Source organism: Dysgonomonas sp., assembly GCF_035323175.1.
In the GTDB taxonomy this organism is placed as follows: Bacteria; Bacteroidota; Bacteroidia; order Bacteroidales; family Dysgonomonadaceae; genus Dysgonomonas.
The window spans coordinates 62,327-75,468 of sequence record NZ_DAOKYH010000003.1; the positions used below are offsets into that span (position 1 = coordinate 62,327).

Consider the following 13,142-nt stretch of genomic DNA (forward strand, 5'->3'; position numbering starts at 1 on the left):
AACAACAATTGTTTTCGGTCGGCATGCAAATCGTAACAATACAAGTCTTTCTTAAAATATATACAGGCAGCAAGAACGAGTCTTACTGCCTGTACTAATCCGAAATCCAATATTAAATCTATCAGATGCCGAAACGGGCATTTACATATAAAAGGGCAATCATCTTTCTTTTACCTTTTACCATCCTTTGTTCGGGTTCTTATCCCACCATAGTTTTGTACTATAGTTATCTTGTCCGCCTAGCAGTTTCACAGCCTCGTTGTAGTTCTGTGTATTATTGTTCTGCTCATCAGGCGGGAACGGAATACGAGAAGCGAATCTTGTTTTCAGATTTGCATCGGTATTCGAATTTAACAATACAGGGAAGAAACGTGGATATCCGGTACGGCGTTGTTCGCTCCATGCTTCTTGTCCCAGCGGATACATTGCAATCCACTTCTGAGTGATAACTCTCTCCAATTTGGTTTCGAACGGATCTGCATCATTCCATTTTATTGTAATCGTGCTTATGGCTTTTGCTGCCAACGCAGGATCAGGATCATTGTAGTCGCCCGGTTTGCTTACTGCATCTTGCAGGTATGCATCGGCTCCGCTTGCCAACCACTGAGAGAATGACAGCTTAACGCCTTCTTCATAAAGTTCTTTAGCTGTACCACCCATATCCCAGCCTCTTAGTGCTCCTTCGGCTCTTAGGAATGCTACTTCCGAAGCAGGAAGCCACAGCGTTGGTGCTGTTTGGGTATAAGTAGCAGACGAATATTTATCGGCCCAGTCTTTTCCCGGAACAGCAATACCTGTTCTCAAACCAAGATATTCAGGACCATTTGCCACCTGACTTTTTGTAAAATATCTGGACAAACGGGGATCGCTATAGCCCGACAGATAGGCGATAATATCGGCACAAGCTCGCGAGTCGCCCCATGATGTCGTTACTGTCCAGATTGGATTTTGAGGGAATGCATTCTGTGCAATATCATTATTGCTTACAATTACTCCCAACGTATGTTTTACGGCTTCTTCTGCTTTTTGTTTAGCAAGTTCAGGATTTGCATATACGATACGCATTGCCATACGAAGCTTGAGCGAGTTGGCATATTTTATCCATTTGGTAAAATCTCCGCTATATACTTTGTCAAACTTAGCCATCGCCGTATAGTTCGGGTTGGCAGCAACAAATGTTGTAAGCTCGGCAATAGCAGCATCCAGATCGGTAAGCATATTTTTGTATACATCTTCCTGACTGTCGTAAGCCGAACCAAGGCTTCCACCACCCACTTTGGAGTAAGGGATAGGTCCGTACAGGTCTGTGATACGTTGCATAGATGTAACACGCAATATCTGAGCCCATGCATAAAGAGGTCCTTCACCTTTGGTTTGCTCCTTCACTTGTGTCCATCCTCCGTATACTTTTTCGAAAGCATCCTTAAACGGAGAGTTGATCCATCCGGCAGGTGCATTGAAAGTAGAGAAGTTTGAAGACCATGTATTTGCAATAGACAGATAACGTCCGTATGGGTCACCGATAAGGTTTTCGCCCATCTGATAAGCATTTTCCTGTGCAGGGTACGCATAATTGAGCATCTGAGGGAAAAATGCACCCAGCTTGTAGTAACCTTCAAGGATTTCCTTGTCGGTAGGTTGAGCAGGATTTCTGTTCATGTCTTCGAAGTTGTCGGTACATGATACCAAAACAAGTGAGCACAACAGTGCTGAAGCAAGTCCTGTTTTTATCTTTTGAAATATATTGTTATTCATAATTTTAACTTTTAATATTGTATGAACAATAATCGTAATGAATTAATATTAGAACTCTACCTTAACGCTGAATCCCAAATTGCGAAGACTTGGCTGCATAAAGTAGTCGATACCCTGGAAGTAAGTTCCGGTAGAAGCTGTTGCTTCAGGATCGAAAGGTGCTTTGTTGTAGATCATCCACAAGTTGCGCCCTACGAACGATACATTTACTTTCATTACATCGTTGAACCATTTACTAGGCAGGGTATAACCTACCGATACTTCTTGCAAACGAACGTTGGTGGCTTTGTAGATATAATCTGACAATAAGCCTTCGGTTTGTCCTGTTACAGAATAGTATTTGTAAGGGTCGATCTTCGTATTACCGATCATTACGCCTCCATTGTCTCTGGCAACGGCAGTAGCTTTAGTTACACCAAATCCGTCCAAAATAGCCTGTGTAGGAGAAACAACGATACCGCCCAAACGTGCCGATACGAGGAATCCGAAATTGATATCTTTCCATCTGAAGTCGTTTCTAAAGCCTAGGTTCCATTTTGGAAGCACCGAGCCCACTTTATCCATTGTATTTTCGAGTTCAGGACTACCGTTTTCGTTCAGAACGACAGCGCCTTTATCATCATATTTCAATTTTTTCTTAACATAGAAGTCACCCATTGTACCGCCTGCCATCAAACGGAATTCTGAAGCTCCGATACCGCCCTGAGAAATAGACTCAAGTGTAACCATTTCACCAGTAACAGGATCAGCATATTTACCGAGCTGCTTAATCGTATTTTTGTTGTAGCTGGCAGTAAATGTAGAGTTCCAGTTGAAGTTACCCCATTTGTTGTCGGCTCCCAATGTGATTTCCACACCTTGGTTTTCTACATTACCTGTTTGTATATACATCGATGTGTATCCTGTAGTAGGTGATACCGGTACTTTAAGCGTCTGATTTTTGGTATTAGACTTGTACCATGTCATGTCGAAGCTTACTCTGTTACCCCAGAATTTAGAGCTCAATCCGGCTTCCCACGATCCTGTTCTTTCAGGTTTAAGGTCTGTAATCGGCATATATGTGTTGGTTTTCCAGAAACCGCCCTGCTCGTCATATTCGTATGTCGGGATAGACAGGTTGCGAGGAATAGCAGAACCTACCGAAGAGTAAGACCCACGTACTTTCATGTACGAAATAAAGCTTGGTAATTTCACCATTTCGGATACCACACCCGAAACCCCTACTGATGGATAGAAGAATGAGCTGTTGCTTGTATTTGCAAGAGCAGAAGCCCAGTCGTTACGACCTGTCAATGTAAGGTATAACATACTCTTCCAGCCTAGTTCCACATTGGCGAATACCGACTGAGTTTGTTCGTGCCAGCCATCTTGTATCAATCTGGTTTTAGGAGCATTCTTGTCGATATTTGTTATCGCAAAGAAGTTAGGGATCATCAACGATGCACCATCTACGCCACTTTCGTCGGAACGCATATCAGAGATACTTGTACCGATATTGGCAGACAAAGAGTAGCTGCCGAAGTACTTGTTGATGTTTAACAACAAGTCGGCATACGCTTGCTTATAGTCTTCTTTTGTAGACTTGAAACGTCCTGTTTCGGATGCAAACAATTGGTGAGTAGAAGCATAATTCTTCTGAGTGAAGTTATTCTGCGAATTGTCGAGACGTGCACGTCCCATTACATTCATCCAGTCGAAGATATTGTATTGCAGGTTGACGTTCATCATATAACGGTCACGCTTGTTTACCATTCTGTTGCGGTTGATAATCCAATATGGATTTTGCATCCCTAAGCCTTGGTCTCCAAACTTCCACTGTTGTACGTTGTATCCCAATGCATCGCTATATAATTCATAGTTTTTAGCATAGCTGAAGTCTTCACCTCTCGGATACGTATATATTGCAGTAAGCGGATTGTAATATTGTCCCTGAGCCATCATATTCTGGTCTTTTTGCTTGATATAGCTAAAGCCGAAATCGAGGATCATTTTATCGTTCAAGAATTTAGTTGTATTCCTCAACGTTGCATTGTATTTCATATAATCGTTTTCAGGTATTATACCATTGGCTTTAGTAGAACCCAACGACATAAATGTCTGATTCTTGTCTGTACCTACCGACAGTGTAGCCGATGTTTGGGAAGTAGCACCTGTATCGAAAAAGTCTGAAGGATTGTAAGTGTATTTGTTTTGCACATCGCCCCAGCTCTTATACTCACCTGTTTTGTTTCCATATTTGTTTTGGAAATCAGGCATCACAAACGGACGAGAGAATGTAGTCTGGTTCGATATTGTCACTTTTGGTTTACCTGTTGCTCCTTTTTTGGTTGTGATCACAATCGCACCATTTGCAGCGTTAGACCCGTAAAGGGCAGCAGCGGCAGGACCTGTAAGCACCGACATGCTTTCGATATCGTCGGGGTTGAGGTCTGAGATTCCCTCTCCACGAGGCTGATCGGCATACTCATTGTTCTGATTCAATCCGCCCTTATTAGCGTTGAAGATAGGCACACCGTCTATCACGTACAATGCGTTGTTATCCTTTGTTATAGATTTAGATCCACGCATTACCACACGTGTAGCTCCACCGATACCGGCAGCAGATGCATTGATGTTTACACCGGCAACTTTACCCGACAGGGAGTTCATCAGGTTTACATCTTTTACACCTGTAAGCTGATCGCCTTTTATTTCTTGTACATTGTAGCTCAATGCTTTTTGTGCTCTCTTGATACCCAAAGCGGTTACCACCACTTCGTCAAGGTTCACGTCGCTTTCTTTCAATACTACGTCGAACGAAGTTTGATTTCCTACATTCAGCGTTTGCGAAACATAACCAATATAAGTTACTTCCAACGTTTTTCCTGCAGGAACTTTTATCGAGAAATTACCGTCAATGTCGGTCATTGTACCTGTAGAAGTACCTTTTATGGCTACACTAACCCCGATAAGCGGTTCGCCATTCTTATCCTTTATAGTACCTGTTACCAACCTGTCTTGCTGAGTTGCACCGGTTTCTTTGGTATTTGCATTCGCCGAAAGGATAATATGCGCACCTTCCATGCTATAGCTGATATTTGTATTCTTCAACACATGATCAAGCACCTCCGCAGTGGGCTTGTCTTTTACGTTCACAGTCGTTGTCTGATCTACACCAACCTTGTTGTTATAAATAAACAAATAGCTGGTTTGGCTTTCGATTTCGTTTAAGACTTTGGCTAACTTAACATTTTTCAGGTTCATTGTCACTCTTGCACTCTGAGAGTAAGAGTTTTCAGCAAATAGAAATTGGATGCTGCATAATAGACATAAAATAAAAACCCTCATGATTTTTGTCAATTGTTTTAATTCCGGATATTTTAAATAAAAAACATCCTTCAAATCATTATTTTTCATAGATTTGTTTTGTTAATGAGATTGATACTCTTTTTTATTAAAACTGTATTGGTTTCACGTGCCAAAAAATGTTGCAGCATTTTTTGGCACTTTTTGTTACGATCAGGTATTTTTCATTGGCTTACATTTTAGAGTGATTGTATTTTTACTTGATATTAATGATATGGGTCTCAGGATCCCTTTGGTATTCAAATTTTATATCTCTTTGCAAAACCCGTAACGCATAGTCGATGCCGTCTACAAAACGGAACTTACCGGTGTACGAATATTTGCCTACGTGCGTATTCTCTATATTGATTTTTAGTCCGTATATTTTTTCAAAGTCGCGCATAATGCTGCCAAAAGATGCATTGTTGAAGCTGATCAAACCCTCTTTCCATCGGTAGGCATCATAATCTTCGATACCCGAAACCTCGAGCTTACCATCTCTCAAAACGGCTCTGGTGTTGGGGCTGAGGATCAACGACTGGCTAGGGTCGGACGTAAGATCTACTTTTACCTTACCATCCATCAGTGTGGCCACGAAATCGTCTTCACCCGAATACGCCATCACATCAAACTTGGTTCCCAGTACACTCACATTTCCTTTCGATGTTTCTACTATAAAGGGTTTATCCTCGTTGTGCACCACCTCAAAATAGGCTTGCCCGTCGAGCTTTACGATACGTTGTTTTTTATTGAAAGAGACCGGATATTCTATTTTGGTACGGGCATTGAGCCATACTTGTGTACCATCGGGCAAAGAAAGGTTTACATATTGCCCGGCAGGAACACTGATAGACTGCATTCCATAGTCTTCATTACTGTTTTTTATTTGCATGTACAGCAATCCGCTCATAAGCAAGATAGCAATAACAGCCGCCACTTTCATAAATGTACCGAACAGTATTCGTTTACGGTCTGTCGACGGTTCTTCTACCAATATGCTACTATCGGCAGTGATGCTGCTTTGATCGTGATGCAAGATCAAGGCATCAAAAAGTTTTCTCTCCTGATAAAACTGCTCCTGATTCTGAGGCGATGCATCAAACCATTCTTTTATTGTTTGGTCTTCACTATCAGTAGTTAAACCTTCAAAAAACCTAAATAACAATTCTGAATCCATTTACTTTTTGCGACTATTTATATTTTTTCTATAAGAATGTCGTGTATAAGAATAACAACCGAAGGCAGTACATCCCTAGTCAAAATATTGTTAACAAATATTAAAAATAAAATTCGGTTATAAACAAGAGCTACTTATTCAGAATAAAGAAAAGTGCTATCCACGCCGAAAGGTAATCTTTCAGGTTTAGTCGAAGCAAGCTCAAGGCTTTTGAGATGTGGAATTCAACTCCTTTAGTAGTAATGCCAAACATTTCGGCTATTTCTTTATGCGATTTTTCTTTGTAACGGCTCTCAACAAATATATCGATTGTTCGCTGTGGTAGTTTGGCCAGTGTATCTCTCACAATCTGCTGTATCTCTTCGGAGAATATCTCTTCGGGGTCGCATGCTTCCAACGAACTGATACGCACATCGAGCTCCCATTGGGCGTAGCTACCCATATCGGTAAGTATCTGGCTTCTGCGTTCTGTTTGTTTGAGGTAGTTGAGGCATTTGTTTTTTATTATCGTCAATATATATGCCTCTATATTAGAATCTGCACTCAGGCTATCCTTATTGTCCCAATAAATCATGAAGGCCTCTGTGGTGAGGTCTTCTGCAACATCCATACTACGTACATACGAATTAGCAAAACGAACAAAGCGGTTATAGTATTTAGTGAAAAAACTATTAAACTTTGGATTTACAGGGTTAACCATTCATACATCATTTAGACAATACAAAAGTAGGAACTATTTAGAACCTGTTTAAATTTTCCACGAATATTTTTCTATGAATATTTCTCCGATTTTCTTCGTTCATTTTTAGTCTCTTTTTGTCCCCTTTATCCTTTTGTTCAACTTTAATAGCCTGCTATTATCGTTTCTCAAAAGAATAAATCATCCTGAAAATAGTTCTAAAAATTGGAACGAGCAAAATTCAAACAGACTCTTAAAATATTAACTGTAAGATTACATTTTTTTGTAAATCTTTCACAACGGAAATACTAACACAAAATCTCACAATAAAAAGAGTCGGCACAACTGCTGCGTACCGTATATCATTACCATACTCTATATTTGCCTTGCTTCACCCAATTAAGTGTCAAATATCACAAAACATTTCCATTAAAACAACATATATGCCAATTATCTAAAATACCTGAAAGCTATTCTATAAATAAAGAATTATGGCTAACTTGCAGCCGTTTTTCGCCGGGACGTAAACCCCGACATTTTTTCACCCAAAAACTTTCTGATGAAAGACTTTATAACACTGATAAGGAGGTTTGTACCTCCATACAAAAGGCAAGTAGTACTAAATCTTGTGTTCAACATACTGAGTGCTATCCTCAATGTATTTTCTTTTGCGCTGATAGTACCTATACTCCGTATATTGTTTAAGGTAGACGAAAAGGTATACGAATACATGCCTGTGGATACTTCAAGCATCAGCACGATGCTCAACTATAAGGTTCTTGAAAACAACTTCTACGCATACCTCTCGGATATGATGGCCACACACTCGGGCGGAGCAGTATTGCTTGGCTTGGGGCTAACCCTTGTGGTAATGACCTTATTCAAAACCGGCGCCACCTACCTCAGTGCTCACTATATTGTAGATGTACGCACAGGCGTGGTACGGGATATCCGCAAACAGATAAACGACAAAATACTATCGCTGCCTCTCGGTTTCTTCTCGGGAGAACGCAAAGGCGATATTATTGCACGTATGACAGGGGATGTAAACGAGGTGGAAAACTCGGTGATGAGTTCGCTCGATATGGTTACCAAAAACCCGATCATGATACTCGTATATCTGGGTACAATGCTTTTTATCAGTTGGGAACTTACCATCTTCGTATTGATACTATTACCTATAGCCGGATACATTATGGGCAAGGTAGGCAAAAGCCTCAAACGCAGGTCGGTGACAGCACAAAACCAATGGGGAAGCCTTGTTTCGCAGATAGAAGAAACGCTGGGCGGATTGCGTATCATCAAAGCATTCAATGCCGAGCCGAAAATGAAAACCCGTTTCGACTCGTCTAACAATATTTTCAGAAACATGTCGAACAAGATCGCTCGCCGCCAACAGATGGCACACCCCATGAGCGAATTCTTGGGAACGATTGCAGTGGTTTGTGTACTCTGGTTTGGAGGAACACTTATATTAGACGGATCGGGATCGATGGACGCATCGAAGTTTATTTATTACCTGACTATATTTTATCTGATCATCAATCCGGCCAAAGACCTATCCAAATCGGTTTATGCCATACAAAAAGGGATGGCTTCGGTTGAACGTATCGACAAGATACTGAAAGCAGAGAACAACATTAAAAATCCGGCTAATCCGAAACCAGTATCGCTAAACGAATCGATCACCTACAGAAATGTAGAATTCAAATACGAAACCAGCCATTGGGTCATCAAGAATGTAAGCCTCACCATACCTAAAGGGAAAACAGTTGCCCTTGTGGGACAATCGGGCTCGGGCAAATCGACGATGGCAGACCTCCTACCCCGTTTTTATGACGTAAACAAGGGAGGTATCTATATCGACGATGTAAACATCAAGGATGCCGATATACACGACCTCCGCTCGCTGATGGGTAATGTAAATCAGGAAGCAATCCTTTTCAACGATACATTCTACAACAACATTGCTTTTGGCGTAGATGATGCCACAATGGAAAGAGTGGTAGAGGCAGCCAAAATAGCCAATGCCCACGACTTTATCATTGCCACCGAAGATGGATACAACACAAATATAGGCGACCGGGGCAGCAAACTGTCGGGCGGTCAACGCCAACGCATCAGTATAGCTCGTGCCATCCTAAAGAACCCTCAGATACTGATTCTCGACGAAGCCACATCGGCACTCGACACCGAATCGGAACGTCTGGTGCAGGATGCTCTCGACAACCTGATGAAGAACCGCACCACGCTGGTTATCGCTCACCGCCTTTCTACAATAAAGAATGCGGACGAAATATGTGTGATGCACGAAGGCGAAATTGTAGAACGTGGACATCACGACGAGCTTTTCGAAAAGAATGGCTACTACCGTAAACTGTGCGACATGCAGCAGTTTTGATATGCCAATGTGAAAATATGCCTATTGCCAATTTTGATTTCTTATACCATTGGCACATCGGCACATTTATCAATTATTAATTAATAATCAATGGGAAAAAATAAGCTTGCCAAATTTGCCAACATGGAGGAATACCCGCACGTATTCCAATATCCGTTTGCCGTTTTGCAGGAAAAAGGATTTGAGATGAAAGGAAAGTGGAACTCGCTTTTCTTCAAAAACGATAACCCGATAGTCCTCGAACTGGGCTGTGGCAAAGGCGAATACACCGTAGGGCTTGCAAAGCTGTATCCAAATAAGAATTTCATAGGAGTAGATATAAAAGGTGCACGCATGTGGACAGGGGCAAAGCAGTCTATCGAAGTCGGTATGCAGAATGTAGCATTCTTGCGCACGCACATCGAACTGATAACGCACTTCTTTGCAGCGGGCGAAGTATCGGAAATATGGATCACCTTCCCCGACCCACAAATGAGCAAGGTAAACAAGCGGATGACCTCTACCCGCTTTATGAAGCTGTACCGTGAGATTTTGTCCGACAAGGGTATTGTACATCTCAAAACAGACAGCAACTTTATGTATACCTACACCAGCGAGATGGTGAAAGTAAACGCTTTGCCTGTACTGTTCGAAACGGACGATCTGTATCACTCTCAGCTTGTGGACGATATACTTAAAATACAAACCTACTATGAACAACAATGGCTGGCAAGGGGTTTAAATATCAAGTATATAAAATTTGAATGTCAACATCGCGACCACTGGATAGAACCCGACATAGAGATCGAAAAAGACGACTATCGCAGCTTTGGGCGAAGTAATATATTAAATCAATCAACTAAAAATGGCTAATATATATCCTAAATTAATTATCGACGCACTGCGCAATGTGCGTTATCCCGGCACAGGGAAGGATATCGTAGAAATGGGATTTGTGTCTGACGATATCCACATCGACGGAATGAAAGTAAGCTTTTCTCTACTTTTCGAAAAAGCGAATGACCCGTTTATCAAATCGATAGTGAAAGCTGCCGAAACAGCTATCCTGACTTACGTCGACCCCAATGTCGACATAAAAGGAAATATTGAAGTAAAAACCCAACAGGTAGAAGCACCCAAACCGGTGAAAGCTCTGCCTCAGGTAAAAAATATAATTGCCATATCGTCCGGGAAAGGCGGTGTAGGCAAAAGCACCGTATCGGTAAATCTGGCGGTTGCCCTTGCCAAGAAAGGCTACAAAGTGGGCTTGCTCGATGCCGATATCTTCGGGCCTTCGTTACCCAAAATGTTTGACGAAGAAGAAGCTCGCCCGTTTCTTGAACCGATTGATGGAAAAGAATACATCGTTCCGATAGAAAAGTATGGCGTAAAAATGCTTTCGATAGGTTTCTTTGTCAACAGAGACGACGCTGTGGTATGGCGTGGAGCAATGGCAGGGAATGCATTGAAGCAATTGATAAACGACGGCAACTGGGGCGAACTCGATTATTTCCTTATCGACTTCCCACCCGGAACAAGCGACATTCACCTCACACTGGTGCAAACGCTTGCAATAACCGGTGCGGTAGTGGTCAGCACCCCTCAGCAAGTTGCGCTTGCTGATGCCCGCAAGGGAATCAATATGTTTACCAACGAAAAGGTAGATGTGCCTATCCTCGGGCTGGTAGAGAACATGGCATGGTTTACTCCTGCCGAACTGCCTGAAAACAAGTATTTCATCTTCGGCAAAGAAGGTGCAAAAAATCTGGCGGAAGAAATGAATGTACCATTACTAGGACAAATACCTATCGTACAAAGCATTTGCGAAGGTGGTGACAAGGGTGTGCCTGTAGCATTGAACGAAAATACGATCACGGGAATGGCATTTGCGCATCTTGCCGATAACTTTATCAGCTCGGTAGAGAAACGTAATGTAGAAAAAGCCCCTACTCAAAAAGTAGAAATACATAATAGATAAAAAAAGAAATATTTATTTATTTTCAAATAAAGCCTTACATTTAGAGCTATGTAAGGCTTTAATTATTTATTATCATGAGAAAACTCTTATACCTTATCTTTTTTTGCGGACTATTTTTTTCCGCCTGCACCTCTTCTAAGCAAGAAGCTACTTTGGTAGGCAAAATTGACAATCCAATCTCCGATATTGTTACCATTTCATACTGGACTCTTGAGAATGACAAATGGAGGCATATCGAGGATACCTGTTCTATAATTGACGGAAAGTTTTCATTCGATTTGCATATAAATGATTTGACTAAAGCCGATCTTATATTTAATACATTTCATGCCATATCTATATACATAGAACCCAAACAGATGGAATTATCCCTATCTGCCAAAAACTTATTCGATTATAAGCTGACAGGAACCGATTCGGAAAAAGAATACCAACCTTTGAAACAGCAAATAGCTAGTTTGGAAGACAGCCTCAGAGTTTTAGTCTATGACAAGATTGAACCATTGGTGCGACAGCTTGAGAAGAACCCAAATGAAGAGAATTTCAAAGTATTTCAAGAAGAGAGAGAGAAACTAGATCCAATCAGACTGCTTCTCAATAATAAATTAGAGAAGATAAATATAGAATATATAAAAAATCATCCTAATTCATTTATAGCGGCGGGACAACTGCTTTACATTATAAAGCGAGCCGAAGTCTATGATTCTCCTACGGACAGTGCAAAACTATTGTATAATGAACTCTCTGCCAAGGTAAAAAAATCGCAACTCGGACTCCTCGCCCTGAAACAGATACAAGATATTGATGATGAAAAAGCTCTGAAAGAAACAACAAATATTGGGCAAAAAGCCGTAGACTTTTCTACTTATAGTCTTATTAGTGGGGATACGGTAAGATTGTCCGATTATAGAGGAAAATCTTATGTGCTACTCGATTTTTGGGGTAGCTGGTGCAGGCCTTGCCTGCAAGGTATTCCGTTTCTGAAAGAGATACACAAAAAATACAATAAAAAAGGCCTTACCATCATTGGTATAGCATCAGAATCAAAAAAAGAGCCCTATCTAGATGCAGTAGAAAAGCATAATTTGAAAGACTGGCCTCAAATATTAGATGTACAAAATCTCGAAGAATCAGCAAAAGGGAATACAAATAAAGAAGATGTAAAAAACAAATATTATATTGACTCTTTTCCAACCTATTTACTTATCGACCAGAATGGAATAATAATAGGAAAATGGAAAGGAACGAGTGAGGAAAATGATAAGGAGATAAGTGCAATGCTGGAAAAACTCTTACTAAAAAAATAAACGTAAACTATAAAAAGTCTATCTTCTTTGTCTTCCTGAGCGGAGCGAAGAATCTCAAAGATTATCGCTACACTCAGGAGGACTAGAAATATTATTACCCCAACGGTTTTATCAGCGACCAGTGGTTATGGATTATTTTCCACTCAGCCTTGTCGTTCAATTGATACACTTCGGTACAATTCCATCGGTAAAGCTCTTCGCCGGAATAAGAAATCAGATTATATGTCAGTACAGCCGTTTGCGGATATACTTGCACCACAGGGTCTATCATTTCGTAACGCTCTACCTGAAAATTATTTCTCATACTCTCATACAACTCTTTTATTCTCTCAAAGCCGTCAAGCCTTTTTTCTTGATACGGATCAAAATAAGTAAAGTCAGGAGAGTAAATAGCCAGATAACCGTCAGGGTTCCCTTTGTTCCACAATTCCAAAGCAGCAACTTCCATTTCGATGATCTTGTTCTTGATGATTTCTTTATCCATGTTTTTTATTATTAGATTATGTATTCTTTATCATTTCGCTTCTCTGTCATTCTGAGTG

The 13,142-nt window shown here is 40.9% G+C and carries 9 protein-coding genes; 4 read left to right on the forward strand and 5 right to left on the reverse strand.

Features of this window, described 5'->3' with window-relative positions; genetic code table 11:
- Nucleotides 1-177: 177 nt before the first annotated feature.
- The 4 genes from PKC55_RS05980 to PKC55_RS05995 all read right to left on the reverse strand — a co-directional run bounded on the left by PKC55_RS05980 (nucleotide 178) and on the right by PKC55_RS05995 (nucleotide 6,956).
- Nucleotides 178-1,755, reverse strand: coding sequence for a RagB/SusD family nutrient uptake outer membrane protein (locus tag PKC55_RS05980; protein ID WP_291028117.1), 1,578 nt, complete (start codon nucleotides 1,753-1,755; stop codon nucleotides 178-180).
- 48 nt (nucleotides 1,756-1,803) lie between these two features.
- The gene (locus PKC55_RS05985; protein WP_291127008.1) at nucleotides 1,804-5,151 is read right to left on the reverse strand and encodes a TonB-dependent receptor; all 3,348 of its coding nucleotides are present in this window, start codon (nucleotides 5,149-5,151) and stop codon (nucleotides 1,804-1,806) included.
- Between the two features lie 145 nt (nucleotides 5,152-5,296).
- The gene (locus PKC55_RS05990; RefSeq protein ID WP_283686751.1) at nucleotides 5,297-6,256 is read right to left on the reverse strand and encodes a FecR family protein; all 960 of its coding nucleotides are present in this window, start codon (nucleotides 6,254-6,256) and stop codon (nucleotides 5,297-5,299) included.
- Nucleotides 6,257-6,386: 130 nt separating this feature from the next.
- A complete protein-coding gene (locus PKC55_RS05995; protein ID WP_135104631.1) occupies nucleotides 6,387-6,956 on the reverse strand; it encodes an RNA polymerase sigma-70 factor in 570 nt (189 codons plus the stop codon).
- Between the two features lie 538 nt (nucleotides 6,957-7,494).
- Between PKC55_RS05995 and PKC55_RS06000 the strand changes: the two genes are divergently transcribed.
- From PKC55_RS06000 to PKC55_RS06015, 4 genes are all read left to right on the forward strand, one after another.
- Entirely contained in the window at nucleotides 7,495-9,336 is a 1,842-nt protein-coding gene (locus PKC55_RS06000; protein WP_291127011.1) for an ABC transporter ATP-binding protein, read from the forward strand.
- Nucleotides 9,337-9,426: 90 nt separating this feature from the next.
- Nucleotides 9,427-10,188 (forward strand): tRNA (guanosine(46)-N7)-methyltransferase TrmB, encoded by a 762-nt coding sequence (gene trmB, locus PKC55_RS06005; protein WP_324372285.1) that lies wholly within the window; start codon nucleotides 9,427-9,429, stop codon nucleotides 10,186-10,188.
- Nucleotides 10,181-11,293, forward strand: a complete 1,113-nt coding sequence (locus tag PKC55_RS06010) for an Mrp/NBP35 family ATP-binding protein (protein WP_324372287.1) — start codon at nucleotides 10,181-10,183, stop codon at nucleotides 11,291-11,293. The genes trmB and PKC55_RS06010 overlap by 8 nt, the downstream gene beginning before the upstream one ends.
- 74 nt (nucleotides 11,294-11,367) lie before the next feature.
- The gene (locus PKC55_RS06015; protein ID WP_291127026.1) at nucleotides 11,368-12,600 is read left to right on the forward strand and encodes a TlpA disulfide reductase family protein; all 1,233 of its coding nucleotides are present in this window, start codon (nucleotides 11,368-11,370) and stop codon (nucleotides 12,598-12,600) included.
- Nucleotides 12,601-12,694: 94 nt separating this feature from the next.
- On the opposite strand, the gene PKC55_RS06020 is transcribed toward PKC55_RS06015, so the two are convergent.
- Entirely contained in the window at nucleotides 12,695-13,084 is a 390-nt protein-coding gene (locus PKC55_RS06020; protein WP_303887733.1) for a YybH family protein, read from the reverse strand.
- Nucleotides 13,085-13,142: the final 58 nt, after the last annotated feature.